Consider the following 25175-nt stretch of genomic DNA (forward strand, 5'->3'; position numbering starts at 1 on the left):
GGTGGGTGGCCGGTTCGATTTGGAAGGTGGAGTGTTCGATGGGTACTTGGAAATCCTGGGCCACGCACCGTTGCAGGTCGGTCAGCACAGTGCCCAGGTGCGCGGCGGTCAGGCAGCCGTTGTGCACGGTGACGTGCGCGGAGAGCACGGGGGTGTCGGAGTCGATGCGTGAAGCGTGCAGGTCATGGACCTCCAGCACGTGCGGCAGCTCCGATAGCCGGATGCGGACCGCCTCCAGGTCCAAGCCCTTGGGGGTGGTCTCCATGAGTACGTCGATGGTGTCGCGAAGCAGGATCAGGGCTCTGGGCACGATCAGTGCGGCGATCAACAGGGACACCACCGCATCGGCGCGATTCCAGCCGGTGGTGGCGATCACGATCGCCGAAACGATCACTGCGACCGATCCCAGGGCGTCGTTGAGTACCTCCAGGAACGCGGCCTTCATGTTCAGGTTCTCACCTCGGGAAGAGGCCAGGATCGCCAGACCGATGAGGTTGCCAGCCAAACCGATCACCCCGAACCAGAGCATCGCGGTGGATTCGACCTCGGGGGGTTCGATGAGCCGGCGTACGCCCTCCACGGCTACGAAGCCGCCCACGGCCAGCAGCACCGCGGCCTGCGCGGCCGCGGCGATGATCTCGGCGCGCTTGTACCCCCAGGTGCGCTTGTCCGTGGCCGGGCGCAGCGCCAGGGTCGTGGCGGTCAGGGCGATCAGCAACCCGGCTGAGTCAGTAAACATGTGCCCGGCGTCGGCCAGCAGGGCCAGACTGCCCGAAGCCAGCGCGCCGATGACCTCGGCGACCATGATCGTCGCGGTGATGGAGAAGACCACGGCCAGCCGGCCCCGCCGGCCCGCCGCCGGAAGAGCATGGGAGTGATCGTGTCCGCTCATACCAGGGTCTCTTCCACTCGATGAATCATCAGCTGAACGTCACCATCCTGTCCGGCGATACTGAAGGCACGCTGAATGCGCACAGCAGGCGCAATCCGCCCCGCAGCCATCGCCGTCCTTCTCGTTCTGGTCCCCGGCGATCAGCGCGGAGGCGGGGGTGCAGCAGGCATCCCCGCGCCAGGCCTCCACCCCTTCCTTGAGGGCGACGGCGGCGATCACCAGGGCCGCGACTGGGTCGGCCCAGGTCCAGCCCAGGGTGCTGTTGAGGACCAGGCCCACCAGCAGGACCGCCGAGAGGTAGGTGCAGATCAGGGTCTGTTTGGAGTCGGCCACCGCGGAGGCGGACCCGAGTTCGCGGCCAGTGCGCCGCTCGAACCAGGACACGAACGGCATGATGGCCAAGCTCACGGCGGCCAGCACGATCCCCACCGTGGAATGCTCCGGTTGCCCGGCCCCGAACAGGGTGCGCACGGCGTCGACGGTGATGAAGGCGGCCAAGCCGAAGAAGGAGAAGGCGATCAGGCGCAGCGCCACCTTCTCCCGGCGGTGCGGGTCCGGGGTGGCGAACTGCCAGGCCACCGCGGCGGCGGAGAGGACCTCCACGATGGAGTCCAAGCCGAAGCCGATCAACGCGGAGGACGAGGCCACGGTGCCGGCGGCCAGGGCGATGGCCGCCTCGATCACGTTGTAGGTGATGGTTCCGGCCACGATCCAGCGGATCCGGCGGTGCAGGACCGCACGGCGGTCGTCCGTGAGGGGCTTGGAGCTCAGCGTGAGGGTGCTCATGCGCAGGTGCATCCCGCAGCGGAGCAGCAATCCGGGTCGATGGTCAGCGTCAACTTCAGCAGCTCCCCAAGGGTCTGGCCCAGCCGGGGGTCGGCCAGGGCGTACCAGACGTTGCGGCCCTCGGCGGTAGTGGTCACCAGTGAAGCGTCCCGGGTGCGATGCCGCTTCCTTTCGAGTTCGAGAGGATGTTGTTCATGCCGAAGAAGTTCGATCCCGAGGTGAAGGACCGCGCGGTGCGGATGGTCCTGGACCGTGTCGAGGAAGCCGGGTCAGTCACGAAGGCCGTGGCTTTGGTGTCGCCGAAGGTCGACGTGGGGCGCGAGACCTTGCGCCGCTGGGTCTGTCAGCACCGCGTCGACGCCGGCCTCAAGGACGGGCCGACCAGCGATGACCTGGCCGAGCTCAAGCGCCTGCGCGGCGAGGTCAAGCGATTGCGGGAGGACAACGAGATCCTGCGCAAGGCCTCGATTTTCTTCGCGGGGGAGCTCGACCCCCGCAACCGATGATCATGGGATTCATCGATCAGATGCGCGCCAAGGGGCATGCGGTCGAGTCGATCTGCAGGGTGCTCCGTCAGGAGGGCTGTCAGATCGCCGCACGCACCTACCGGGCGTGGCGCCGCCGCAGCGCGTCGGCTCGTGACACGTCCGACGCGGTCCTGCTCAACGTCCTGCACGACCTTGTCGGCACCCCGGAAGGGCTGTACGGGCGTCGGAAGATGACCGCGTGGCTGCGTCGAGAAGGTCACCAGGTCGGCGCCGGTCGTGTGGACCGGCTCATGCGGGTTGCGGGGATGAACGGTGTGCGTCGAGGCAGGCCAGTGCGCACCACCGTCCCGGCCAAGGACGGCTGCCGTGCCGGTGACCTGCTCAATCGAGACTTCACCGCGGCCGCGCCGAACACGAAGTGGGTCGCGGACTTCACCTATGTGCGCACGTGGGCGGGCTTCGTATACGTCGCGTTCGTGCTGGACTGCTACTCGCAGAGAATCCTCGCCTGGCATGCCGCGACGGCCAAGACGACCCCGCTGGTCCTGACCCCGCTGCGGATCGCGTTGTGGGACCGTGACCGGCACGGGCACCCTGTGCAGCCCGGCGAGCTGATCGCGCACAGCGATGCCGGGTCGCAGTACACGAGCCTTCGCTTCGCCGAGCACCTGGCCGCCGAGGGCATCGCCGCGTCCATCGGGACCGTCGCCGATGCGTATGACAACGCGCTCATGGAATGCGTCATCGGCTTGTACAAGACCGAGTGCATCACCACCACGATCTTCCACAACGGCCCGTACAAGACCATCGCCGACGTCGAGTACGCCACCGCCGGATGGGTCGAGTGGTACAACAATCGAAGGCTCCACTCGTCCCTGGCTATGACCACCCCGGCCGAGTACGAGACTGCCTACTACGCCGCCCTCAACCGAGAGCTGGCACCCACATAGGAGCGGCACGAAACCCGGGACGCTTCACTCCCCTCGGGACTCGTGCACCAGGACGGAGCCCGCGTAGACGAGGATCGCCAGGTCGATGAAGACCGGCACTGCCCAATGCATGAACGGCGGCAGCCCCAGCCACGCCGCGACCTCGTAAAGCGCCGCGAACGAGATGGAGAACGCCACCAGACCGGCCACAGCGGTCCCGGCCACCACGGCCCGGATGAACCGGCCATCGTTCGGGTTCACCCGGCGCGGAAGCGACCGAATCCCACTGCCCGTGGGCCGCGTACCGGTGCTATCCTGCGAGTGCTCGACCAGCGTGTTCTTTGGAATGTGCACCGTCTCGGATTGAGCGTTTTCGGAAGCCCCGACAGCCTGGCCGCTGCTCGGGGCTTCCGCCCTTTTGGGCCCAGACGTTCGGGCCTCCCACATCTGCTGCGCGCTCATCGCGTGCCCTCCTCGATCTTCTTCAGCACCTCGTCCAGGTCGTCCACCGCATCCCGCAGCGTCGACCGGATCTCCGCCTGGGACTGACCGTCCACATGGCCCACGGACCGGATCACGTGCGCCAGCGTCCGCACGCACCGCACTGAGTCCCACACGACCCCGTGAAGGTCCTCGTCCTCGACCAGCGCCTTGCCCGTCGCGGGCGACACCAGCGAGGCCACCGGGGTAGCCGCCTTGATCAGCGCTGGCACCGCAGCGGCACCCGATCCGTTGAACGCAGTCAGAACACGACGCGCGCGGCCCTTCTGTTCCTCGTCGTGCCGGACCAAGTCCAGCGGCTCGATCCCGAAGTCCTCGGCCGGCATGTCCAAGACCGCATCAACGTCACTTTGACCACCTCGGACCCCCATGGAGGGCTCGAGGTTTCCAATGCGAGCGGGCCTCGTGGCCTCGTAGGTCTTCCCGTCGACCCCGACGACGGAGGCCAGTGCACGTCCAGGTGCGTCTTTTGACGCACCTGCGTGCTTAAGCTCCCGCCGCACCGTGGCCTCACTGATCTGTGTCGCGGATGCGATCGCCCGAGTACTCATCCCCACCTCACGGAGGGACAGCACGATGTCCTGTCGCTTTTCCAGCGGCGGCCGAAGATGCAAGTTGCCGAACTCCCGAGTCACGTACTCGTCCCAGCTCCGGTACCCCAGAACTTCCCAAGCCCGCCCCCGATACGCGGACCGGATCAGGTGGTACACGGACTCCAGGCCGGTCTTGATCTGGTCTGTGACTTCTCGCGCCGCCTCTGGGGTGTAGGCCAGCTGAAGTGAATAGCCGTTCATGCCTCGGCCAGCTGTTCATCTGCAGCATCGATGCCGGCTACCAACGTCGCGAACGGCACGCCCAGGACACGGGCGAGCTCCAGCAGCTCGCCTAGGCGGAATTCGACCTGCCCGGACATCCGCTTGGAAAGACCGTCCGGGGTGAGACCGGCCAGTGCCGCTGCGCGGGCCTGGGTTAGGTCTCGTCTACTGATTTCGGCTGCCAGGTTCGACCTGACACAACGGGTGTGATTGCTCATGGCCCACACTGTATGCGCTGTACGCATATCTGCCCAGCCCTCGCCTTGCGGTCATCGCAACTTTTTTTCTCTGACCTTGTGCGCCGTTCGCCTGAGCCATAGGGTCTTGCCCATGACGAACTCGAACGAGGAGAGCGGCTCGGATTTCAATTCGATGGTCGCCGCAGAGGTGCGTGCTTGGCTCGCCCGCTCCGGCAAACGCCAGGCAGACCTAGGGCATGTCTGACAATCGTTTGGACCATGCGATCACAGCATTCAGGACCACAGCGGCCCTGTAGATGATCGCGTACTTGTCATACCGGGTCGCCAGACCCCGCCACTGCTTCAGGTGAGCGTACTGACGCTCGATGACGTTGCGGCCCTTGTAGGCGTCCACGTCGAGGCTGACGGGGCGCCCGCCGCGGGCACCGCGCCGTCTGCGGTGGCCCTGCTGGTCGGCCGGTTCGGGGATGACCGCTTTGATCCCACGGGCGCGTAGGTGGGTGCGGATCGCCCGGGAGGAGTACGCCTTATCGCCCAGCACGGCCTCGGGGCGGGTCCGGGGCCGCCCTACTGGCCGGGTCACGCGCAGCTGCGCCAGAAGAGGAAGCAGCATCGGGGAGTCCCCTGCCTGGCCGGGGGTGATCAGGCTGACCAGCGGCAGTCCGGTCCCATCGACGAGCTGATGGATCTTCGTGCTCAGCCCGCCACGGGAGCGCCCGATGCCGTGATCGGCCGGCTCCTCACGCGGATTCTTGTAGTTCGATCCATCCCCCTGTGTGGCGGGTGATGCTCGTCGCGTGCTGGTGGGCGCGGGCGATCGTGGAGTCCACCGAGACCGACCAATCGATCAGGCCTTCGGCGTCAGCGGCGGCGGTCAGCGTGGCCAGCACCGTGTCCCAGGTGCCTTTTTCGGCCAAGCGCCGATGCCAGGTCCACACGGTCTGCCAGGGCCCGTAGACCTCGGGCAGATCCCTCCAAGCGATTCCGCACCGGTATCGGTAGATGATGGCCTCCACCATGGTGCGGGCGTCGGCGAACGGCCTGCCGGCGCGGCCGGTCCGGGTCGGGAGCATCGGGGCGATCAACTCCCATTGGGCGTCGGAGAGCATCTGGAACCGGGACATGCCCCCAGGGTCTCAGCTGACTCGTGCATCTATTCTCAGACACGCCCTAGCAGCAGCGCTCGGCGTCTCACAGAGCGGCATCTCACACCGGCTTCGCGCGCGGGTGGCCTTTACGTTGGAGGAGCTGGCCACCATCGCGGAGGTCTTCGACATCACGCTCGCGGAGCTGCTCGGCCCGGTCATCCTCCAGGCACGAAGAAGCCCCCACACCGACATGGTCGGTGCAGGGGCCTCTGCTCGGCTCCCCCGGTTGGATTCGAACCAACAACCCTTCGATTAACAGTCGAATGCTCTGCCGTTGAGCTACGGGGGAATGTGCCGCGAACCGCCGGAGCCGTTCGGACAACGGATGGAACTCTACCAGAGCCCCCGCCCGCGTGCCACCCGGCCGCGGGGCGCCGTCGTCGCCCTGCCCGCCCCCGGGGACCGGCGGCCCTTGCCAGGCACGGCTCCGGCAGGCCTACCGTGCGAGGACATCCCCAGAATCATCAGGAACGGACCCGAAGGAGAGACGTGTCCATGACCATCACGACCCTCACGCGTAAGACCGCCCTGACCGGCACGGGCGTGCTGGCCGCGCTCGCCCTCGCGGCTTGCGGCACCACGGCCGACAACGGCGACGACGGCTCCGTCTCGCCGGAGGTCGACGCCTCCTCGGCAGTGGCGAGCACCCCCGCCACGGACGACGCCTCGACCACGTCGGCCTCGGCGTCGTCGTCGGCCTCGTCGACGTCGGCGTCGTCGACGGCCGCCGCGGCCAGCAGCGGCTCGGGCACCGGCCAGGCCGACGACCCCGCCTACGCGGTGATCGACGCGGTCCTGGAGAAGCACGGCGACGGCATCATCGTCGAGGTGGACGCCAACGATGACGACACGACCTGGGAGGTCGACGTCGTGGTGGGCGAGGAGGTGAAGGAGCTGGACGTCACCGCCGACGGCGACATCACCGAGACCGACCGCGAGTCGGATCTCGAGGACGTCCAGAAGGCGAAGGACGCCGAGGTCACCGCCCAGCAGGCACTCGACACCGCCCGGGAGGGCCGTGACGGGGTGACCCTGGACGAGATGGACCTGGAGGACGACAACGGCACCCTCCAGTGGGAGGTCGGGTTCGATCGCGAGGACGGCTCCGACGGCCCCGAGGTCGAGATCGACGCCACGTCCGGCGAGGTGCTCACGGTCGACGAGCGCTGACGCCGCGCGGCCGACGGGCCGCCGTTTCCCGAACGAAAACGCGCCTGGAGCCGCCGTTTCCCGAACGAAAACGGGTGGGGGTCAGTCGTCGGCTCGGAGGGCCCGGCGGCGCGCCTCCAGTTCCATGAGCTCGCTGTTGAGGCGGGTGAACTCGGCGGGGTCGCCCTCGGGGCCGAGCCGCTGCAGGCGCCCGAGCAGCTCCTCCTTGCGGTGCACGATCTGCAGGGCGAACAGGCGGTTCATGATGTCCCGGCAGTACCGGTCCACATCCTCGGGAGTGCGGGCGGGCAGGTCGCGGACGGCCAGCTCGGAGACGACGCCGGCCACCTCCTGGGGCACGGCGTCCCGCACGGCGTCCACCCAGCGCTGCGGCGTCGCCCCCGCCGACCCGGCCATCTTCACGCCCTGGTGGACGGCGGCGTACTGCGGGACCGTGAAGCGGGCGGCGTACAGCGCGGTCCACTGCTCTGCGGAGAGCAGGGTCGGATGCTGCAGCACCACCTCGAGGGACTCCCGCTCCCGACGGGCGACGGGGTCGCGCGGATCCACCGGCACCACGATCTTCGGCGCCGGGGCGGCGGCCTCCCCGTGGCGGCCCGTGGGCCCGATCGCCTGCCCGTCGTCCGCCGGGGCCGGCCGTGCCTCGGGCTCGGGCCCCCGCCGCGGCGCGCGCCCGGCCGCGGCCACGGCGCGGTGCACGGCGTTCGGGTCCAGGCCGAGCCAGCCGGCCAGCTCCCGCTCGTAGCCGGGACGCAGGACGGCGTCCTTGATGCCCGCCACGATCGGCGCGGCGTGGCGCAGGGCGCCGGCGCGGCCCTCGACGGTGTTCAGGTCGTAGTCCTTCAGCCCCGCCCGGATCGCGAATTCGAAGAGCGGCCGCCGCGAGGCGATGAGCGCGCGCACGGCCTCGTCGCCCTTCTGCATGCGCAGGTCGCACGGGTCCATGCCGCTGGGCTCCACGGCCACGAACGTCTTGGCGAGGAAGCGGTGGTCCTCGTCGAACGCCTTGAGGGCGGCCTTCTGCCCGGCCTCGTCGCCGTCGAAGGTGAAGATCACCTCGCCGCCCGTGCCGTCGTCGGAGATCAGGCGGCGGGCCACCTTGATGTGGTCCGCGCCGAACGCGGTGCCGCACGTGGCCACGGCCGTGCCGACGCCGGCCAGGTGGGCCGCCATCACGTCCGTGTAGCCCTCGACGAGCACCAGCTGGCGTTCCTTGGCGATCGTGCGCTTGGCCAGGTCGATGCCGTAGAGCACCTGGGACTTCTTGTAGAGCGGCGTCTCGGGGGTGTTCAGGTACTTGGGGCCGGGATCGTCGTCGTAGAGCTTGCGGGCGCCGAAGCCGATGGTCGCGCCGGTCATGTCCCGGATGGGCCAGAGCAGGCGGCCGCGGAACCGGTCGTACAGGCCGCGCTGTCCCTCGGACACCAGCCCGGAGGCGCGCAGCTCCTCGTCCCGGAAGCCGCGCTGCCGGAGGTGGTCCAGCAGATGCGACCACCCCTGCGGGGCGTACCCGAGGCCGAACTGCACCGCGTGCTCCTGCGTGAACCCGCGCTGGGTGAGGAAGTCGCGGGCGGCCTGGGCCTCGGGCGAGCCGAGGGCCCGACGGAAGAACTCGTCCGCCACCTTGTTCGCCTCGAACAGGCGACGACGGCGCCCCGTCTCCGCCTTGTCCGGGCCGGTGCCGCCGTCCTCGTAGTGCAGCTCCACCCCCACGCGGGACGCCAGCCGCTCCACGGTCTCCGTGAACGTGGTGTGCTCGAGTTCCATGAGGAAGCTGATGACGTCCCCGTGCGCGCCGCAGCCGAAGCAGTGGTAGGTGCCCACGCCGGGGCGCACGTGGAACGACGGCGTCCGCTCGTCGTGGAACGGGCACAGCCCCTTGAATGAGCCCACGCCTGCCGAGCGCAGGGTGACGAACTCCTCCACGACGGCCTTCAGATCCGTGCGCTCGCGGACGAGGTCGATGTCCTTGCGCACGATCAGTCCAGCCATGCGGACCATTCTAGGGAGGGGGCGGAGCGGTCAGCCCCGAGCGGAACCGGCCTGCGTGGATGGCTCGGTCTCCGCTGCGGCCTGTGCAGGACCGGTCCCTGCCGCGCGGGACGCTTCGGTCCGCGCCGCGTCCACTCCCTCGGACGCGGGGCGCCCGGTGGCGGGGTCGATGACGGGCAGTGCGCCGGTGGCCGCCTCGACCAGCGGATGGAACAGCGCGGCCGACGCCAGGCCGCCGTGACGGCGGCGCGCCGAGGACACGAACGAGAGGCTCATGTCGCCCACCATAGCCACCCGGGACCGTGATTCCGGTCACGGTAAGGCAACATTCTGGGCGGTCAGGTCACGGTTCGACCCGCGCCCGCCCCCGCGGACTGCCCGTGCAGCGGCAGCAGCCGGGGCACCAGCCGGACGAGGCTCACCATCGCCCCGAGCTCCACGAGCGTCTGCGTCACCACCACGAGCGGGGCCGGGTCCAGGCTCGCCGGCAGGGCCAACGCCAGCGGCAGCACGACCAGGGAGTTCCGCGTCACGCCCGAGAACACGAGCGCCCGTCCTGCGGGCACGTCGAGACGCGCCCACCGCGCAGCCACCACGCCGAGGGCCACCATCACGGCGGCGAACGCCGCGAACAGGGGCACGACGGCGGCCAGTGCGGGCAACCGCTCCCCCACCCCGCGGATCTGGGAGGCGACCACCGTGAACAGCGTGACGACCATGAGCGGGACCATCGCCGCCGTGCACCCGCGCACCACCCCGGCTGCCGTGCGGCGCACCCCGCCGCGGCCGCGCGCCGTGCCCCACTGGAGCAGCGCCGCGAGCGCGAGCGGCGCCAGGATCAGCAGGACCAGCGCACGGACGAAGGGCCCGACGTCGACCGCGGCCACGGCAGCCTCGCCGGCGACGACGCGCAGCAGCACGGGCAGCACGACCAGCTGGACGAGCATGAGCAGCGGAGCCGCCGCCAGCAGCCGCTCGGCCGCCCCGCCCGCGAGCGCGGTGAACGCGATGACGTAGTCCACGCACGGGGCCAGCAGCACGAGGAGCACGCCCACGAGCAGCGCGGCGACCAGGGCGCGGCGGGGCGGGGAGGACGGCATGCCGCCAGCGTACGGAGCGATCCGGGCGGGGGCTGACCCCTACGCTGGGGGCCATGCCCACCGCCCCCGCACCGTCCGTGGCCGCTGCCACCCCGTTGCACGTGGCCGTGCGCACGCTCGACGCCGCGGCGCTCGCGGCGGCCGGACACACGGCGGCGACCGCCGTGGCGGCGGTCTACGCGCACGCCGTCGTGCGCGGGGCGGCGTCGTTCTGGCTGGACTCGGCCCTGCCGGACCCGGCCGAGGCCCGCTGGTCCGTGGCCGGAGACGGCCTGGACGTGCTCGGCGAGGAGCAGGGCCGCACGCCCTCCCCCGGCCCGCGGCTGGTCCGGCACGACGACCCTGCCGATCCGGACCGCGCGTGGGCCGACCTCGCGGCCGCGGCCGCGCCCCGGCCGGTGGTCGGCGGCGAGGGGCTGCCGCTGCGCGGCGGCCTGGTCGGCTGGCTCGGCTACGAGCTCGGCCTGGCGGATCTGGGGGTGACACCGCCCTCACCCCGACCCGGGGACCCCGCATCCCTGCCCGCGCAGTTCTGGGTGCGCCCGTCCCGCTACGTGGTGGCGGACCACGCGGCCGGGGTGCTGCACTGCTGCGTCGTCTCCCTCGCTCCGACCGCCGCGGAGACCGGGGCCGACCGCTGGGCGGCGGACGTGCGCCGCGCCCTCGCCGCGGCCCGCCGCGCTCTCGAGACGGCGTCGGGCGACGTCGTCGTGCCCCCGCCGCGGGACGCCGGCCCGGGACCACAGGCCGACGAGGAGGCGCCGGGCACGTGGCGCGAGGACCGGGCGGCGTACGCCGAACAGATCGCCCGCTGCCGCGCCGCGCTGCACGCCGGCGACTCCTACGAGCTGTGCCTGACCACCCGCTTCGACGCCGATCCCGGGCTGCGCGTGGACCCGCTGGTCCTCTTTCACGAGCTCGCCGCGCACCAGCCGGCCCCGTATGCGGCGCTGCTGGAGCACGGCACGGGCGCCCGCCGGTGGGCCGTGGTCTCGGCCTCACCGGAGCGGTTCCTCGCCGGGCGCGCGGGCCGGTACAGCACCAAGCCGATCAAGGGCACCGCCGCCCGCCTGGCCGACCCGGTCGCGGACGCCGAGGCCGCCCGCGCGCTCGCCGCCGACCCCAAGACGCGCGCCGAGAACCTCATGATCGTGGACCTGCTGCGCAACGACCTCTCGCGGGTGTGCGAGCCCGGCTCTGTCGAAGTCCCCTCCCTCATGGCGGTGGAGAGCTACGCGAGCGTCCACCAGCTCGTCTCCACGGTCACGGGCACGGCACGGGCCGGCGTCGAACCCGTGGATGTGGTGCGGTCGCTGTTCCCGGGCGGGTCGATGACGGGCGCGCCGAAGCGACGCAGCGTCGAGCTGCTGGCCGCGTGGGAGGCCTCCCCGCGCGGGGTCTACTCCGGGGCGCTGGGGATGTTGAGCGCGGACGGGACGACGTCGTTGTCCGTCGTGATCCGCACGGCCGTGCTTGCCGGGGGCCGCTGGTCCGTGGGGGCCGGCGGGGCGATCGTCGCGGACTCGGACCCGGCCGCCGAGCACGACGAGGTCCTCCTCAAGGCCCGCGGCCTGCGCCGGGCCCTCGCCCGCGCCGCCGGAACGGGCGTGCCGACGACGGCGCCCGACGTCGCCTGACCCCACACCGTGGTCCGGGGGCGATATTCGGCGGTATTCCGACGGAATAACGCCGCAAACCGCCCCCGGACGAGGGGGGCGCCCACCCGTGCCGCCTGCCTAGGTGTTGTGGGTCATGAGGTTCTTGCCACGAGGCGCCGGCTGAGATGAGACGAGTGGGCCTCTCCCGCAGGATGGAAGTTCCTACACCACCCACCTGCCCGAAAAGACCCACTCATGACTCACGCTAACGCACCCCTGACCCCCACCGGCCGACTCAGGATGGTCCACCGCCACCTGCACGACGGGATCCCGCAGGCACACGTGGCCGCCGAGTTCCGGGTGAGCCGGCCCACGGTGGCCACCTGGGTGGCCCGCTACCGCGCCCAGGGAGAAGCCGGCCTTCAGGACCTGCCCAGCCGGCCGCACCGTTCACCTGCCCAGCTCGATCCGGTCCTGGTGGCCCAGATCCACGCCCTGCGGCGGGAGCGCAAGTGGTCCGCACGGCGCATCCATCACCACCTCGTCTCCGAGGGCCACCGGGTGTGTCTTCGTACCGTGGGACGGTGGCTGCACCGACTCGGGATCTCCCGCCTACGGGACCTGACCCCGGCCGGAGAAGACCTGCGCCAACGACCCCAGAAGATCACCGCGAGAGGGCCGGGGCACATGGTGCACCTGGATGTGAAGAAGATCGGGAAGATCCCAGACGGGGGCGGTTGGCGCACCCACGGACGTGACAGTGAAGCAGGCCGTGCTTCCAAGCGCGGGCCTGGCCGGCGGGTCGGCTACACCTACCTGCACTCGGCGATCGACGGGTTCACCCGCCTGGCCTACACCGAGGCGTTGGAGGACGAGCGGACGGTGACCACGATCGGGTTCTTCTGCCGGGCGAGGGCGTTCTTCGCCGCCCACGGCATCACCGTGGACCGGGTGATCACGGACAACGGGAACAACTACCGGGCCGTGGACTTCACCGCGAAGGTGGTCTCGCTCGGGGGCCGGCATCACCGGATCCGACCCTACACCCCGCGCCATAACGGGAAGGTCGAGCGGTACAACCGGCTGATGGTGGACGAGGTCCTCTACGCCCGCCCGTACTCCTCAGAGCAAGCTCGGCGTGAGGCCCTGCAGGTGTGGGTGAACCACTACAACTACCATCGGCCTCATACCTCCTGCGGAGACGCTCCTCCGGCCTCACTGGCACCGACCCGAGTCAACAACGTCATGCCCTCCTACACCTAGGCTGGGGACATGGCCGATCCGCACCCCGTCCTCGCCGCCTCCGCCCCCGTCCTCGCCGCCTCCGCTCCCGTCCTCGCCGCCTCCGCTCCCGACCTCGACCCTGGCGCGCTGGACGCCGTCCGCGCGCTCGTGGCCGCCGCCGAGCGTCCCGTGGTGCTCTCCGGGGCGGGGATGAGCGCCGAGTCCGGCATCCCCACGTTCCGTGACGCCCAGACCGGCCTGTGGGAGCGCTTCTCCGCGGAACAGCTCGCCACGGAGGAGGCGTTCCTCGCCGATCCCGCGCTCGTGTGGTCCTGGTACCGGTGGCGTGCCCGGATGGTGCGGGCCCGCCGACCGAATCCGGGGCACGACGCCGTCGCCGCCTGGCAGCGCCGCACACCCGACCTGGAGGTGGTCACCCAGAACGTGGACGACCTGCACGAGCGGGCCGGCGCCCGCGTGCTCGCGCACCTGCACGGCTCGCTGTTCGAACACCGCTGCGCCGAGTGCGGGGCCCCGGCGGACGTGGACCCGGGCGCGCCCTCGGACGTGGACGCGGCCGGCTCGGAGGCGGACCTGGAGGCGATGCTGCGTGAGGCGCCGCCGGCGTGCCCGGCGTGCGGGACGGGACGGATCCGGCCGGGCGTGGTGTGGTTCGGCGAGATGCTGCCGCAGGAGCCGTGGGAGCGCGCCTACGAGGCGCTGGAGCGCTGCGACCTGGCCCTCGTCGTCGGCACCTCGGGCCTGATCCAGCCGGCCGCGTCCCTGCCGTTCGTGGCGCTGGGAGCCGGGGTCGCCGTCGTCGAGGTGAACCCCGTGAAGACCGAGCTGAGCGGCGCGGTGACGCACGCGCTGCGCGGCTCGGCCGGGGCGGTGCTGCCCGCGCTCGTCGCCGGCGTCTGGCCCGGGCCGTCGGGGGCCTTGTCGACTGCGAGGCACGTCACATGGTGACGCAATAGACAACACACGCATGACTTAATAGGCTCCCCTTGCCGGCCCGCCAGGAACCCCTGGCCCGCGGCGCCGCCCCCGCCACTCCTCCCGAATCGAGATTGCCATGCCCCAGTCCCGCGCCCTCTCGCGTGGTGTCCGCCTCTCGGCCGTGTCCGCCACGCTGCTGCTCGCCCTGACCGCCTGCGCCGGCGGCACCGGCGGCTCCGGCTCGGACTCCGCGTCCGGCGCGGCGTCCGGCTCCGCCTCCGCCGCCGAGTCGGACAAGAAGGTCACCCTGTACTCGGGCCGCAGCGAGGACCTCGTCCAGCCGATCCTGGACGAGTTCACCGACGAGACCGGCATCGAGGTGGAGGTCCGCTACGACAAGACCCCCGCCATGGCCGCGCAGCTGATCGAGGAGGGCGAGGGCTCCCCCGCCGACGTGTTCCTCTCCCAGGATGCGGGCGCGCTCGGCGCCGTCGCCAAGGAGGGCCTGTTCACGCCCCTCGCCCAGGAGACCCTGGACCGCGTGCCCGAGACCTACCGGGACGACGAGGGCGACTGGGTCGGCCTGACCGGCCGCGTCCGCGTGCTGGCCTACAACGAGGAGAAGGTCCCCGAGGCCGACCTCCCGACGTCGGTCGACGAGCTGACCGATCCGAAGTGGAAGGGCCGCGTCGGCGTCGCCCCCACCAACGCGTCCTTCCAGACGTTCGTCACCGCCCTTCGCCTGCAGAAGGGCGAGGACGAGGCCCGGACCTGGCTCGAGGACTTCGCCGCCAACGACCCGCAGCGCCGCGAGAAGAACGGCGAGATCCTCGCCGACGTGGACGCCGGCACCCTGGACACCGGCCTGGTCAACCACTACTACCTGTTCGAGCTGGCCCGGGAGAAGGGCGTCGCCCCGGAGGAGCTGGGCGCGTCCCTGCACTTCTTCCCCGACGGCGACCTCGGCTCGCTGGTGAACGTGTCCGGCATGGGCCTGGTGGGCGAGCAGGAGGACGGCGACGCCGCCGCCCTCGTGGAGTACCTTCTCTCCGAGGACGGTCAGTCGTACTTCGCCGAGGAGACCGGCGAGTACCCGCTCGTGGAGGGCGTGGAGCAGCCGGCCGGCTTCCCGGAGCTCTCCGAGGTCAAGGCCCCCGACGTGGACCTCAACGACCTGGACGACCTCCAGACCACCATCCAGATGATCCAGGAGGCGGGCCTGCTCTGACCCCCCGAGCACCGGAGCCGGCCGTCCGCCGCACGCGCGGACGGCGCGCTCCCGCGGCGCTGACCGCCGCGGCCCTCGTGGCCGCGGCGGTCGCGCTCGTCCCCATCGGCTACCTGTTCCTGCGCACCGCCCAGGGCGGGTTCGGCCCCTGGCTGGACGCCGTCGTGAGCCCGCGCGTGGGCGCCCTGGCCGCCACCTCGCTCGCGCTCACCGCCGTGGTGACCGCGCTGTGCCTGGTGATCGGCGTGGGCGCCGCCTGGCTCGTCACCCGCACCGACACGCCCGGCCGCGGCCTGCTGGCCGTCCTGCTGGCGCTGCCGCTGGCCGTGCCCTCCTACGTGGCGGCGTTCACGTGGGTGTCCGTCTCGGACCTGCTGCCCGGCGTGGAGGCGGGGCGCTTCGAGGGGTTCTGGGCCGCGGTGACGGTGATGACCCTCTACACGTACCCGTACGTATACCTGCCGGTGGCGGCCGCGCTCTCCCGCATCGACCCCGGCCAGGAGGACGTGGCCCGCTCGCTCGGCCGCGGCCCCGCCGCCACGCTGTTCACCGTCACGCTCGCCCAAGTGCGCCCGGCGATCGCCGGCGGCGCCCTGCTGGTGGCCCTCTACGTGCTCTCCGACTTCGGCGCCGTGGCCATCCTGCGCTTGGACACCTTCACCCGGGCGATCTTCACGGCGCTCGAGGTGGGCTTCAACCGGCAGCTCGCCCTCACCCTGGCCACCGTGCTCGTGCTGCTGACGGTGCTGGTGCTCTGGGGCGAGTCCCGCACCCGCCGGGCCGACGACGGCGTCCGCTCCGGTCGCACGGTCCGCCGGGTCAGCGTGCACCGGCTGGGCCGGTCCCGCTGGGTCGGCACCGGGCTCCTCGCCGTGGTCACGGGCGCCGCGCTGGGCGTGCCCGCGGTGAGCCTGGTCCGCTGGATGGGCGAGGGCACGTCCCTGTCCGCCGTCCGGGACCGCTGGCTCGACGCCGTCTCCGGCTCCGTGGTCCTGGCGGGCGCGGGCGCGGCGCTCACCCTCGCCCTCGCCCTGCCGATCGGCATCCTCGCCGCCCGCCACCCGGGGCGCGTCTCCCGGATCGCCGAGCGCGCCGCGTTCCTCGCGCACGGGCTGCCCGGCGTCGTCGTGGGGCTCTCCCTCGTGTTCCTCGGGGTCTCCCTGGTCCCGGCGCTCTACCAGACCACGTGGATGGTGGCCTTCGCCTACGCCACCCTGTTCCTGCCGCTGGCGGTCACGTCGGTGGCCGGGGCCGTCGCCCAGTCCTCCCCTGCCCTCGAGGAGGCGGCCCGGTCCCTGGGCTCCTCGGGCGCCGAGGTGCTGCGCCGCGTGACCCTGCCGCTGGCGCTGCCGGGGGTGGGCGCCGGCGTCGCGCTGGTGGCCCTCACCGCCATGAAGGAGCTGCCCGCCACGCTGCTGCTGCGGCCCACCGGCATGGACACGCTCGCCACCCGCCTGTGGAACGCCACCAGCGTGGGCCGGTACGCCGAGGCCGCCCCCTACGCGCTCACCCTCGTGCTGCTCGCCGCGGTGCCCACGTGGGTGGTGGTCCACCGCACGGGGATCGTCGCGGCCGTGCGCGGCCGCTCGAGCGCCCCGTCGACCCCGAACGAGGTGTCAGAATGACCGCCATGCCCTCCCCCGCCGCCTCGACCCGCGCGTCCCGCCCGGCCGGTCCCCGGCCCGGCGTCGGCCACGCCGTGTCCGTGGCCGACCTCGGCGCCTCCTACGGGGAGGGGCCCGTCCTGGAGGGCGTGCAGTTCGACCTGGAGCCGGGCGAGCTGCTCGCCGTGCTCGGCCCCTCCGGCTGCGGGAAGACCACGCTGCTGCGCTGCCTGGCCGGCTTCGAGCGCATCGAGTCCGGCCGCATCAGCCTTGCCGGCTCCGTGGTGGCCCTGCCCCGCGTGCACGTGCCCGCCCACCGCCGGCACGTGGCCGTGGTGCCCCAGGACGGCGCCCTGTTCCCGCACCTGAGCGTGGCGGAGAACGTGGGCTTCGGGCTGCGCCGCCGCCGGCCCGGGCGGATGGCCCGCATCCAGGAGTGCCTCGAGCTCGTGGACCTCGCCGGCCACGGCGAGCGCATGCCGCACGAGCTCTCCGGCGGCCAGCAGCAGCGCGTGGCCCTGGCCCGGGCGATGGCCCCGCGCCCGCCGCTGATCCTGCTGGACGAGCCCTTCGGCGCCCTCGACGCCTCCCTGCGCAGCGGCCTGCGCCGGGACGTGCGCCAGGCGCTGAAGGAGGACGGCGCCACGGCCGTGCTCGTCACCCACGACCAGTCCGAGGCCCTGTCCATGGCCGACCGCGCGGCCGTGATGCGGGCCGGGCGCCTGCGCCAGCTGGGCACGCCGGACGAGGTGTACGCGCACCCGGCCGACGCCTGGGTCGCCGCGTTCGTCGGGGAGGCCTCCCTGCTGCCGCTGCTGGACGTGACCGGGCCGGAGCGCGACGGCGGCCGGCGGATCGGGCGCACCGCCCTCGGCCCGGTGCCCCTGCACGGGGCGCGTGCGGCCACGGCTGTGCCCGGGGACCTCGTGGTGGTCCGCCCCGAGCACGTGCGCGGCACCCTCGACCCGACCGTTGACGTGGACGGGGTCGAGGCCGCGCGCGTCTGGACGCCCGCCACCGTGGTGGACGTGGACTACCGCGGCCACGACTCGGTGGCCACGGTCCAGCTGGCCGACGGCACCCGGGCCCAGGCCCGCGTGGAGGGGGCGCTGCCCCCGCTCGACGCCGCCTGCGGGGTCCGGCTCGCGGGCCCGTGCGCCGTCGTCGCCCCGGGCGAGTGACCGGCCCGGGGCGGCCCCTCAGATCCAGACGCGCCGGAACTCCGCGCCCTGCACCAGGGTGTGATGCCACTCGACGGCGGTCGAATCGGTGAGCGAGGCGATCTGGTCGATCACCACGCGCCGCCGGGCGGCGTCGTCGGGGGCCTGCGCCCAGTCGAACGTGAACATCGGCTCGAGGTACCGGTCCCCCGTGGCCTCCAGCAGCGCCACGAGCTCCGCGAGCACCTCGCGCTGCCGCGCGTAGAGCGGCTGGCGCTGCTCCGCGGTCATCACGTAGGCCGCCGCGATGCCCTTCATCACGGCGATCTCGGTCTCCGTCTCCTCGGGCACCACGACGTCGGCCCCGTGGCGGGTCAGCGGCTCGTTGCCGAACACCTGGCGCGTGGCGTCGAAGGCGGCGCTGCAGAACCGGCCGATCAGCTGGCTCGTCATGTCCTTCATCGCCGCGAGCGCCCGCCGGGAGCCGTCCATCTCGGAGACCCACACGTCGGTGGCCTCGAGGCGGGCCAGGGCCGCGTCGACCTCGGCCGGGTCCGTGTGCGGCAGGTACCACTGGCGGGTGGTCTCCACGACGCGCTCCCGGTGCTCCGGGATGGCCAGCCACTTGAGCTGGAACACGGCGTTGACCACGCCGTCCTCGACGTCGTGCACGGAGTAGGAGATGTCGTCCGCGAGGTCCATGACCTGGGCCTCCATGGACGTGCGCGTGCCGGGCACCCCGGCGCGGAACCAGCGGAACACGGGCAGGTCGTCCTCGTAGACGCCGAACTTGCGCGACCGCGTGCCGTCCGGGCGCAGCGGGGCGTCCTCACGGGTCCATGGGTACTTGCATGCGGCGTCGAGGGCGGCCCGCGTGAGGTTCAGGCCCGCGGAGGAGCCGTCCGCGAAGAGCTTCTTCTGCTCGAGGCGGGCCAGCAAGCGCAGGGTCTGGGCGTTGCCCTCGAAGCCGCCGACGTCCTCGCTGAGCGCGTCGAGCGCCTTCTCCCCGTTGTGCCCGAAGGGCGGGTGGCCGAGGTCGTGGGACAGGCAGGCGGTGTCCACGAGGTCGGGGTCGCAGCCCAGCGACCGGCCGAGCTCACGCCCCACCTGCGCCACCTCGAGCGAGTGGGTCAGGCGGGTGCGGGCGAAGTCGTCCGCGTCCGGGGCGACCACCTGGGTCTTGGCCCCCAGCCGGCGCAGGCCCGCGGAGTGCAGCACGCGGGCACGGTCCCGCTCGAAGTCCGAACGGTAGGAGGACTTGGGCGGCTCGGGCAGCCACCGCTCCCGGTCCCACGGCGTGTAGCCGGGGGTCTGCACGGCGCGGCCGGCATACGGGGGCCGGCCTTCCGGGCCGAACAGCACCGGCTGGTGGGCGGCGCCGGTCCAGTGCGACGACGGCGCGGCGGGCGTTCCGGCGGCGGGCACCGGCGTCGTGGGCTCAGCCACCGGAGACGTCCAGCTCGGCGGCCTGGATCATGGCCTGCTGCTCGGCGTTGAGCTCGCGGGAGTCCAGCCAGCCGTCCGGCAGGTGCGGGCGCTTGGGGGCGCCGGCCCGGCCGCGGGGGCCCTCGGCGGCCTCGCCCGGGTAGGGCTGGTCGCGGTCCACGCGGGTGAGGATCTCGCGCATCGTGGCCAGGTCCGGGACGGTGGACAGCGCGGTGCGGATCTCCGAGCCCACGGGGTAGCCCTTGAAGTACCAGGCCACGTGCTTGCGGATGTCCCGCAGCGCCTTCGTCTCGTCGCCGCCGAAGGTGTCCACGAGCAGCTCGGCGTGGCGGTACAGCGTGTCCGCGACCATGCCCAGGGTCGGCTGGAACCGGTCCTGGCGGCCCTCGAAGGCGGCCTGCAGGTCCCCGAACAGCCAGGGCCTTCCCTGGCAGCCGCGGCCGATCACGACACCGTCCACGCCGGTCTGCTCGACCATCGCGATGGCGTCCTCCGCGGACCAGATGTCGCCGTTGCCGAGCACGGGGATGTCCGGCAGGGCCTCGCGCAGCCGGGCGATGTCGTCCCACACGGCGGTGCCCGAGTAGAACTGGCGGGTGGTGCGGCCGTGGAGGGCGACGGCGGCGACGCCGAGGTCGCGGGCCGTGCGGCCGGCGTCGAGGAAGGTCAGGTGGTCCTCGTCGATGCCGCGGCGCATCTTCACGGTCACCGGGATGTCCTTCTTGGCCGCCTCGGTCACGGCCGCCTTGACGATCGAGGCGAACAGCTCCGACTTCCACGGCAGGGCGGAGCCGCCGCCGCGGCGGGTCACCTTGGGCACGGGGCAGCCGAAGTTCATGTCGATGTGGTCGCAGCGGTCCTCCTCGACCAGCATCCGCACCGCGGCGCCGGTGGTGACCGGATCCACCGAGTAGAGCTGGACGGAGCGGGGCACCTCGTCCGGGTCGTGCTGGATGATCCGCATCGACTCGGGCTTGCGCTCCACGAGAGCCCGGGCGGTGACCATTTCGTTCACGTAGAGGCCGCCGCCGTACTCCCGGCACAGGCGCCGGAACGCGGTGTTCGTGATGCCGGCCATCGGGGCGAGCACCACGGGGACGTCGATGGTCAGCGGTCCCAGCCGCAGCGGGGGCAGGGTCAGGCGGTCCGTCGTCGGGGCGGGGTGGCGGCCCTCGTGGAGCTGGTCGTCGTCGGTGATGCGTCGACCCGCGCCGGCGGACTTGGCGTAGTGCGCGGCGTGAGGGTCGGCAACGTCGTCGGCGTCGGTCATCGCCGCGGCGGGGAGGGTGTGGGAAGAAGTCATGTCGGATCCCATTCTTCCATTCCGCCCGGCACCCGCGTCACCGTGCCCCACGACGAGGCCCGCTGGGAGGCGATCACCGAGGCACCCCGCCGGGACGGGCAGACCATCCTCCCGGCGGGTCAGGCCTCCGACGCCGGCGCCGCGTCCCCGCCGTCGAGCACCGCCAGCAGGTCAGCACCGGCGAACATCTGAGCGGTCTGACGCGCCGAGGGGGTGCCCGCGTCCGGGTCCGCCCCGGCCGCGAGCAGATGCCGCATCGAGGCGACATCCCGTTTGAACGTGGCGCAGGTCAGGGCGCGCTGGCCGCGATCGTTGGCGTGCTCGATCTCGGCGCCGGCCTCGATGAGCATCGCCACGGTGTCCGGGTGCTCGTGGTAGGCGGCGAGGGTGAGGAACGAGTCGCCCGTGTGGTTGCGCAGGCGCGTGCTCACCCCGGCGTCCAGGTATGCCTTCAGCTGGGCCGTGTCCCCGTCCCGCGCCATGTCGAAGAGCCGGTTCGCCAGCTCGATGTCCTTCTCGCTCCACTGCTCGCTCATGCCCGCCAGTATGGCGGACGCCGCGGCGATCGACCGCTCCGCAGCGACATCTCCGCGGGTCTGCCCGCAGGTGATGTCGCCGGCCGGCGGTCAGACGAGCACCGTGAACAGCCCCGCCCGCCCCGCGGTTGCACCCGGCATGACCCGCAAGCACCTCGGCTTCCTCAACTTCGGCCACTGGATCCACCGGCCCGGCGCCGAACCGGACGCGCGGCAGGCCCTCGACGACGTCGTCGCCATGGCCGTGGCCGCCGAGGACGCCGGGCTCGACGGCGCCTGGCTGCGCGTCCACCACTTCCAGCGGATGTTCTCCTCGCCGTTCCCGATCCTCGCCGCGATGGCCGCCCGCACCGAGCGGATCAGCCTCGGCACCGGCGTGATCGACCTGCGGTAGCGCATGTCGGGGTTGCAACACTCGTCCACGTAAGCTTGGTTGCATGGTCGAACTGGTAGCGCTGAGGAAGACGAACGAGGTGGCGGCCTACGTCCGCGCCTCCATGGACCGCAAAGGCGACCGCTGGACGGTCGATACACAACTGAGGAAGATCAGGGCATTGGCCGAGGCCAAGGACTGGAACGTGGTCGAGGTCTACGAGGACAACGCGGTGTCGGCGACGAAGAAGCGTCGAGCTGGCACCCGCTGGGCCGAGATGTTGGACGACGCCCGAGCAGGTCGATTCTCGATGGTCGTCGCCGTGGACATGGACCGACTGCTGCGGAGCACGAAGGACCTCAACACGCTGATCGACCTCGGCCTGCGCGTCGTCACAGTGGACGGCGAGATCGACCTCTCGACGGCCGACGGAGAGTTCCGAGCGACGATGCTCGCCGCTCTCGCCCGGTTCGAGGCTCGACGCAAGGCGGAGCGGCAGATCAGGTCGAACGAGCGCCGCCGCGCCGAAGGCATCCCGGCGTCCACCTGGAAGGCGTTCGGTTGGACGAGGGAGGGCGAGCTGATCGAGGAGGAGGCCGCCGCAGTTCGGCGGGCCTTCGATGCGTTCCTCGGTGAGCCGTCGCTGTCGATCCGTCGCATCCGGGAGGACTTGAACAGCGCTGGCCACCTCACCGCCCGCGGGTCGGAGTTCTCCGTCGATGCTGTGCGGTATCTGCTGGCGAACTCGCTCTACGCTGGCTTCATCCGCCACTACAAGACCGGCGAGCTGTACCCGGTGCAGGGCGAGGCGTTCCCGCCCATCGTCGGCGAGCAGACGTGGCGGGCCGCGGTGGCGAAGCTGGAGGACAACGTGCGGAGGTCGGCGAGGCAGGGCAATCAGCCGAAGTACCTCCTGTCCACGATCGGCCTCTGTGGGAAGTGCGGCGCGACGCTCGTCTCGGGGACGAACAGCCGCAAGCAGCCGACGTACCGTTGTGGCGAGCAGTTCCATCTCACCCGCCAGCGCGAGCCCGTCGATGCGATGGTCACCGAGGCGGTGCTCACGCGCCTGTCGTCCGTGGACGTGCACGACCTCGTGATGCCGCAGGAAGCCGCCGGGCCGGATCGCGAGGAACTGCTGACCGAACGGAACGCCCTGGTCGAGCGGGTGAAGGAGCTGAGCCCGCTGCTGCGCGACATCCATCAGCCGGTCCTGGAGATCACGGCGGCGATCAACGACGTGAAGGCTCGCATCGACGAGATCGACGCGGAGCTGCTCGACCGCTCGGTGTCGGTGGCGGCGAAGCTGCTGGCGGAGGTCGATGAGCCGGTCGGCACCGCGGAGCGCCGCGAGGTTGTCGAGTCGAAGTGGAAGGCGTTGGACATGGACCGTCGCCGGATGCTCGTGGACGAGCTGGTGACGGTGACCATCGAGCCCATCATGCCGGGTCACGTGAAGTTCGACCCCGATCTCGTGCGGATCGAGCCGAGACGCGACTGACTCATGACTCGACTCGTCATTGCACTGGTGAGTCGAGTCATGGAAGAATGGTTGCAGACAAGAAGATCCCACCGGGGCCGCGACTTAGAAGCGCGGGGTTCTGCTCCCGGATGAGTAGCCGGTCAAACAGCCCAATTACCGTGGCGGGGAACCGGAAGATACTCATGTCTGAGGACTTCCGATGTCTGTCGTTATCGACGTTCCCCGCGCATCCGCGCTCGTCCGCCCTGGCCTCGATCAGGGCTCCGCTCCTTCTCCGCAGGCAGACGGCCACGATCCCGTCATCGCCGCCGCCCGCGCCGCTGGCCGCCGAGCCGGTGAGCGCCTGGCACTCACTCCGCTGACCCCGCGCCAGCGCGCCGCCGTTGCCTCTGTGATGGGCGGTGGTCGCTGATGAGCGCGAACTCCGCCGCCTTCGATCACTTGACCGGCTTCCGCTGGCGTCAGGGCGACCCGTCCCTCGCCGACGCCGAGGCCCAGCTCTACGACCTCGGCGTGCTCCGCTCTGTGCTGGAAAGGCCGTCGAGATCGCCGTCGCCGACGCCCGAGCCGATGGGGTGACCTGGGCCAGGATCGGCGACGCCCTCGGCGTCACGCATCAGGCTGTCATCAAGCGCTACGGCCGGGGCGGTGGTCGCTGATGTACGCCGACGCACGCAACCTCAGCACCGCTCCCACCAACCTGACCCCGCCCGGAGGGCCTGGCCTGGCACCCGCCGAAGGCGGGCTGCCCGTCGTCGTGATGGCTGCCCGTAGCCGTGCTTCGCACTCCAAGAGTTACGAGACCCCCATTCGTTCCTACGGGCGCGGCAAGGGCTTGTCGATTGCCGCGCCTTGCAACAACATGCCTGGTCAGCGGCCTGTTCCGCCCTCGCTCCGTCGCGTGGTCCCGCGGGATCATATGGGGTCTCATTTGGGGGTCAATAGGGGGTCATTTAGGCGCCGCACTCCCTCTGAGGCCCTCCGCGCCGCCCGCGGCGGGGGTGGTCGCCGTGGCTAAGCAGGAGAACAACCCGACGAGCATCGGGCTCACGCAGTACCTCGATCCGTCGTACTGGGCCTGGGCTGCCGAGGACCCGAACGGGGCCGCGCTGCTCCAGCAGGGTGCCGAGGCGATCCTCGCCTACGTGGTGCAGCGGCTCGAGGCCACCGGCTGCCAGGTCGTCGAGGCCTACGGCATCGTGCACGACAAGGACGAGCGCGAGGTCTGGAGTGACACGGAGAAGGCCCTGGTGGTCGAACCGAAGCCCGAGCACCTGCACGCCGTGATCAAGTTCGCCAGCCGTGCGAAGAGTGCGCCGCTGGATCGGCTCGCGTTCGGCATCGGCGTCGAGCCCCAGTACGTCGAGAAGCCTGGCCGCGGGCGGTACGCCTTCGACAACATGCTGTCGTATCTGACGCACGTGAAGTACGCGGACAAGCACCAGTACGCGCCTTCGGAGGTCGCCACGGTGCGTGGGCCTGACTACCTCGGGATCGACGCCCAGCGCCGGGAGACGTGGCTGAAGGGCCGCGCCCACGTGAAGAAGAAGATCGTCGCCGAGAACTTCGAGGACATGCGGGAGCGCGTTCTCCAAGGTGAGATCACGCGGGATCAGATCATGCTCACGGACGAGCTGTTCGATATCTACTCGCGGCATCAGCGGGAGATCGACGACGCGCTGTCGGCCTACGGCCAGCGTCGCGCATACCGGGCGGCGGCGAAGCTGCGCGCCGGTGAGTTCTCGACGCACGTGGTGTTCGTCCATGGGGATGCCGGGATCGGCAAGACCCGGTTCGCCACGGACTTCATTACCGAGGCGATCAACGCGGCGAACGCGCACGGCGAGCGGTGGCAGGTCTACCGGGCCGCGACGGGGAACCCGCTTGATGACTGGCGGGGCGAGGAAGTGCTGCTGCTGGACGATCTGCGGGCCTCGGCGATGGATGCGAACGACTGGCTGCTGCTGCTCGATCCGTACAACGCCTCGCCTGCGAAGGCCCGCTACAAGAACAAGGGCGAGGTCGCCCCGCGCCTCATCGTCATCACGGCGACGATCGAGCCCGTCGAGTTCTTCTACTACGCCCGCCAGAAGGGCAACGTGGACGAGGCGCTGGACCAGTTCATCCGCCGGCTGGCCTCGGTCGTGAAGGTCTATCGTGCCGACGACATCAATCGTTACCTCGAGTTGAGTCCCTGATAGTGGTGTAACCCTCCCCGGTCGCCAACACCGTCCCCTTCACGGACGCGGTCACCGTGGGA

At 71.3% G+C, this 25175-nt stretch carries 25 protein-coding genes, 1 tRNA gene, 2 pseudogenes and 1 other annotated feature; of the genes and pseudogenes, 14 read left to right on the plus strand and 14 right to left on the minus strand.

Annotation, left to right across the window (positions count from 1 at the left end):
* The 3 genes from QL983_RS03830 to QL983_RS03840 all read right to left on the minus strand — a co-directional run.
* Positions 1-892: cation diffusion facilitator family transporter (locus QL983_RS03830; protein ID WP_290151312.1), on the minus strand; the 892-nt coding region annotated here is incomplete at its 3' end.
* A 39-nt stretch (positions 893-931) separates the two neighbouring features.
* A complete protein-coding gene (locus QL983_RS03835; RefSeq protein WP_069942017.1) occupies positions 932-1678 on the minus strand; it encodes a cation transporter in 747 nt (248 codons plus the stop codon).
* Entirely contained in the window at positions 1675-1815 is a 141-nt protein-coding gene (locus QL983_RS03840; protein ID WP_201292379.1) for a hypothetical protein, read from the minus strand. The genes QL983_RS03835 and QL983_RS03840 overlap by 4 nt, the downstream gene beginning before the upstream one ends.
* A gap of 57 nt (positions 1816-1872) precedes the next feature.
* Between QL983_RS03840 and QL983_RS03845 the strand changes: the two genes are divergently transcribed.
* Positions 1873-3116, plus strand: a protein-coding gene (locus QL983_RS03845) for an IS3 family transposase (protein WP_088477947.1) whose coding sequence is annotated in 2 segments (ribosomal slippage) — positions 1873-2146 and positions 2146-3116 — 1245 coding nt in all. Because the reading frame shifts where the segments join, the coding sequence is not laid out codon by codon here.
* Positions 2142-2276 (plus strand) — a sequence feature (AL1L pseudoknot). (Overlaps the previous gene by 135 nt.)
* 24 nt (positions 3117-3140) lie before the next feature.
* On the opposite strand, the gene QL983_RS03850 is transcribed toward QL983_RS03845, so the two are convergent.
* From QL983_RS03850 to QL983_RS03865, 4 genes are all read right to left on the minus strand, one after another.
* Positions 3141-3557: a DUF2637 domain-containing protein gene (locus tag QL983_RS03850; RefSeq protein WP_170721395.1), complete on the minus strand. Its 417-nt coding sequence runs from the start codon at positions 3555-3557 to the stop codon at positions 3141-3143.
* A complete protein-coding gene (locus QL983_RS03855; RefSeq protein WP_069942015.1) occupies positions 3554-4390 on the minus strand; it encodes a helix-turn-helix domain-containing protein in 837 nt (278 codons plus the stop codon). The genes QL983_RS03850 and QL983_RS03855 overlap by 4 nt, the downstream gene beginning before the upstream one ends.
* A complete protein-coding gene (locus tag QL983_RS03860; RefSeq protein WP_078025801.1) occupies positions 4387-4629 on the minus strand; it encodes a helix-turn-helix transcriptional regulator in 243 nt (80 codons plus the stop codon). The genes QL983_RS03855 and QL983_RS03860 overlap by 4 nt, the downstream gene beginning before the upstream one ends.
* Before the next feature lie 211 nt (positions 4630-4840).
* Positions 4841-5735 (minus strand): IS5 family transposase gene (locus QL983_RS03865; RefSeq protein ID WP_290151342.1). Its coding sequence is split into 2 segments (ribosomal slippage): positions 4841-5377 and positions 5379-5735, totalling 894 coding nucleotides; the frame shifts between segments, so codons are not numbered across the junction.
* Here QL983_RS03865 and QL983_RS11435 point away from each other — a divergent pair.
* Positions 5734-6015: a helix-turn-helix transcriptional regulator gene (locus QL983_RS11435; protein ID WP_356767691.1), complete on the plus strand. Its 282-nt coding sequence runs from the start codon at positions 5734-5736 to the stop codon at positions 6013-6015. The genes QL983_RS03865 and QL983_RS11435 overlap by 2 nt on opposite strands.
* Here QL983_RS11435 and QL983_RS03870 read toward each other — a convergent pair.
* Positions 5977-6048, minus strand: a tRNA-Asn gene (locus QL983_RS03870). The genes QL983_RS11435 and QL983_RS03870 overlap by 39 nt on opposite strands.
* A gap of 206 nt (positions 6049-6254) precedes the next feature.
* Between QL983_RS03870 and QL983_RS03875 the strand changes: the two genes are divergently transcribed.
* Complete coding sequence (locus QL983_RS03875) at positions 6255-6929, plus strand: PepSY domain-containing protein (RefSeq protein WP_081339288.1); 675 nt, start codon at positions 6255-6257, stop codon at positions 6927-6929.
* Positions 6930-7010: 81 nt separating this feature from the next.
* Here QL983_RS03875 and dnaG read toward each other — a convergent pair whose 3' ends face one another.
* From dnaG to QL983_RS03890, 3 genes are all read right to left on the minus strand, one after another.
* On the minus strand, positions 7011-8921 hold the full coding sequence (gene dnaG, locus QL983_RS03880) for a DNA primase (protein ID WP_069942016.1): 1911 nt from the start codon (positions 8919-8921) through the stop codon (positions 7011-7013).
* A 30-nt stretch (positions 8922-8951) separates the two neighbouring features.
* Complete coding sequence (locus QL983_RS03885; RefSeq protein ID WP_069942019.1) at positions 8952-9197, minus strand: hypothetical protein; 246 nt, start codon at positions 9195-9197, stop codon at positions 8952-8954.
* A 62-nt stretch (positions 9198-9259) separates the two neighbouring features.
* Complete coding sequence (locus tag QL983_RS03890; RefSeq protein WP_223247518.1) at positions 9260-10021, minus strand: bile acid:sodium symporter; 762 nt, start codon at positions 10019-10021, stop codon at positions 9260-9262.
* Between the two features lie 53 nt (positions 10022-10074).
* Between QL983_RS03890 and QL983_RS03895 the strand changes: the two genes are divergently transcribed.
* The 6 genes from QL983_RS03895 to QL983_RS03920 all read left to right on the plus strand — a co-directional run bounded on the left by QL983_RS03895 (position 10075) and on the right by QL983_RS03920 (position 17795).
* A complete protein-coding gene (locus QL983_RS03895; protein WP_122054126.1) occupies positions 10075-11658 on the plus strand; it encodes an anthranilate synthase component I family protein in 1584 nt (527 codons plus the stop codon).
* A 216-nt stretch (positions 11659-11874) separates the two neighbouring features.
* Positions 11875-12882, plus strand: a complete 1008-nt coding sequence (locus QL983_RS03900) for an IS481 family transposase (RefSeq protein WP_069941717.1) — start codon at positions 11875-11877, stop codon at positions 12880-12882.
* Positions 12883-12891: 9 nt separating this feature from the next.
* Positions 12892-13812, plus strand: a complete 921-nt coding sequence (locus tag QL983_RS03905; protein WP_036317446.1) for an NAD-dependent deacylase — start codon at positions 12892-12894, stop codon at positions 13810-13812.
* A 106-nt stretch (positions 13813-13918) separates the two neighbouring features.
* Positions 13919-15010 carry an iron ABC transporter substrate-binding protein gene (locus tag QL983_RS03910; RefSeq protein WP_036317448.1) on the plus strand — a complete coding sequence of 364 codons (1092 nt, stop codon included), beginning with the start codon at positions 13919-13921 and terminating at the stop codon, positions 15008-15010.
* A 77-nt stretch (positions 15011-15087) separates the two neighbouring features.
* On the plus strand, positions 15088-16635 hold the full coding sequence (locus tag QL983_RS03915) for an iron ABC transporter permease (protein WP_010079202.1): 1548 nt from the start codon (positions 15088-15090) through the stop codon (positions 16633-16635).
* 5 nt (positions 16636-16640) lie between these two features.
* Positions 16641-17795 carry an ABC transporter ATP-binding protein gene (locus QL983_RS03920; RefSeq protein ID WP_197458565.1) on the plus strand — a complete coding sequence of 385 codons (1155 nt, stop codon included), beginning with the start codon at positions 16641-16643 and terminating at the stop codon, positions 17793-17795.
* A gap of 18 nt (positions 17796-17813) precedes the next feature.
* On the opposite strand, the gene QL983_RS03925 is transcribed toward QL983_RS03920, so the two are convergent.
* The 3 genes from QL983_RS03925 to QL983_RS03935 all read right to left on the minus strand — a co-directional run bounded on the left by QL983_RS03925 (position 17814) and on the right by QL983_RS03935 (position 21059).
* Positions 17814-19091: a deoxyguanosinetriphosphate triphosphohydrolase gene (locus QL983_RS03925; protein ID WP_043055193.1), complete on the minus strand. Its 1278-nt coding sequence runs from the start codon at positions 19089-19091 to the stop codon at positions 17814-17816.
* 121 nt (positions 19092-19212) lie between these two features.
* Entirely contained in the window at positions 19213-20523 is a 1311-nt protein-coding gene (gene dusB, locus QL983_RS03930) for a tRNA dihydrouridine synthase DusB (RefSeq protein WP_119217453.1), read from the minus strand.
* A gap of 119 nt (positions 20524-20642) precedes the next feature.
* Positions 20643-21059, minus strand: coding sequence for an ankyrin repeat domain-containing protein (locus tag QL983_RS03935; RefSeq protein WP_010079207.1), 417 nt, complete (start codon positions 21057-21059; stop codon positions 20643-20645).
* Positions 21060-21198: 139 nt separating this feature from the next.
* Here QL983_RS03935 and QL983_RS03940 point away from each other — a divergent pair, with 139 nt between their 5' ends.
* The 5 genes and pseudogenes from QL983_RS03940 to QL983_RS03955 all read left to right on the plus strand — a co-directional run.
* The gene (locus QL983_RS03940) at positions 21199-21453 is read left to right on the plus strand and encodes an LLM class flavin-dependent oxidoreductase (RefSeq protein ID WP_100058355.1); all 255 of its coding nucleotides are present in this window, start codon (positions 21199-21201) and stop codon (positions 21451-21453) included.
* A 43-nt stretch (positions 21454-21496) separates the two neighbouring features.
* Entirely contained in the window at positions 21497-22933 is a 1437-nt protein-coding gene (locus tag QL983_RS03945) for a recombinase family protein (RefSeq protein WP_070708917.1), read from the plus strand.
* 181 nt (positions 22934-23114) lie between these two features.
* The gene (locus QL983_RS11440; protein WP_080555871.1) at positions 23115-23327 is read left to right on the plus strand and encodes a hypothetical protein; all 213 of its coding nucleotides are present in this window, start codon (positions 23115-23117) and stop codon (positions 23325-23327) included.
* Positions 23327-23574: pseudogene (locus QL983_RS03950) on the plus strand (hypothetical protein). Before QL983_RS11440 ends, QL983_RS03950 begins: the two are co-directional and overlap by 1 nt.
* 342 nt (positions 23575-23916) lie before the next feature.
* Positions 23917-25098: pseudogene (locus tag QL983_RS03955) on the plus strand (Rep family protein); the annotation flags it as partial.
* Positions 25099-25175 lie beyond the last annotated feature (77 nt).

The organism is Micrococcus sp. APC 4021 (assembly GCF_030407635.1).
GTDB lineage: Bacteria > Actinomycetota > Actinomycetes > Actinomycetales > Micrococcaceae > Micrococcus > Micrococcus luteus.

Bases quoted from the DNA above. Each gene is read 5' to 3' on its own strand.
- QL983_RS03855 (WP_069942015.1), bottom strand. From the start codon at position 4,390: ATGAACGGCTATTCACTTCAGCTGGCCTACACCCCAGAGGCGGCGCGA.
- QL983_RS03935 (WP_010079207.1), bottom strand. From the start codon at position 21,059: ATGAGCGAGCAGTGGAGCGAGAAGGACATCGAGCTGGCGAACCGGCTC.
- QL983_RS03910 (WP_036317448.1), top strand. From the start codon at position 13,919: ATGCCCCAGTCCCGCGCCCTCTCGCGTGGTGTCCGCCTCTCGGCCGTG.
- QL983_RS03860 (WP_078025801.1), bottom strand. From the start codon at position 4,629: ATGAGCAATCACACCCGTTGTGTCAGGTCGAACCTGGCAGCCGAAATC.
- QL983_RS03920 (WP_197458565.1), top strand. From the start codon at position 16,641: ATGCCCTCCCCCGCCGCCTCGACCCGCGCGTCCCGCCCGGCCGGTCCC.
- QL983_RS11435 (WP_356767691.1), top strand. From the start codon at position 5,734: ATGCCCCCAGGGTCTCAGCTGACTCGTGCATCTATTCTCAGACACGCC.
- QL983_RS03890 (WP_223247518.1), bottom strand. From the start codon at position 10,021: ATGCCGTCCTCCCCGCCCCGCCGCGCCCTGGTCGCCGCGCTGCTCGTG.
- QL983_RS03895 (WP_122054126.1), top strand. From the start codon at position 10,075: ATGCCCACCGCCCCCGCACCGTCCGTGGCCGCTGCCACCCCGTTGCAC.
- dusB (WP_119217453.1), bottom strand. From the start codon at position 20,523: ATGACTTCTTCCCACACCCTCCCCGCCGCGGCGATGACCGACGCCGAC.
- QL983_RS03900 (WP_069941717.1), top strand. From the start codon at position 11,875: ATGACTCACGCTAACGCACCCCTGACCCCCACCGGCCGACTCAGGATG.
- QL983_RS03905 (WP_036317446.1), top strand. From the start codon at position 12,892: ATGGCCGATCCGCACCCCGTCCTCGCCGCCTCCGCCCCCGTCCTCGCC.
- QL983_RS03850 (WP_170721395.1), bottom strand. From the start codon at position 3,557: ATGAGCGCGCAGCAGATGTGGGAGGCCCGAACGTCTGGGCCCAAAAGG.
- QL983_RS11440 (WP_080555871.1), top strand. From the start codon at position 23,115: ATGTCTGTCGTTATCGACGTTCCCCGCGCATCCGCGCTCGTCCGCCCT.
- QL983_RS03945 (WP_070708917.1), top strand. From the start codon at position 21,497: ATGGTCGAACTGGTAGCGCTGAGGAAGACGAACGAGGTGGCGGCCTAC.
- QL983_RS03940 (WP_100058355.1), top strand. From the start codon at position 21,199: ATGACCCGCAAGCACCTCGGCTTCCTCAACTTCGGCCACTGGATCCAC.
- QL983_RS03885 (WP_069942019.1), bottom strand. From the start codon at position 9,197: ATGAGCCTCTCGTTCGTGTCCTCGGCGCGCCGCCGTCACGGCGGCCTG.
- dnaG (WP_069942016.1), bottom strand. From the start codon at position 8,921: ATGGCTGGACTGATCGTGCGCAAGGACATCGACCTCGTCCGCGAGCGC.
- QL983_RS03835 (WP_069942017.1), bottom strand. From the start codon at position 1,678: ATGAGCACCCTCACGCTGAGCTCCAAGCCCCTCACGGACGACCGCCGT.
- QL983_RS03875 (WP_081339288.1), top strand. From the start codon at position 6,255: ATGACCATCACGACCCTCACGCGTAAGACCGCCCTGACCGGCACGGGC.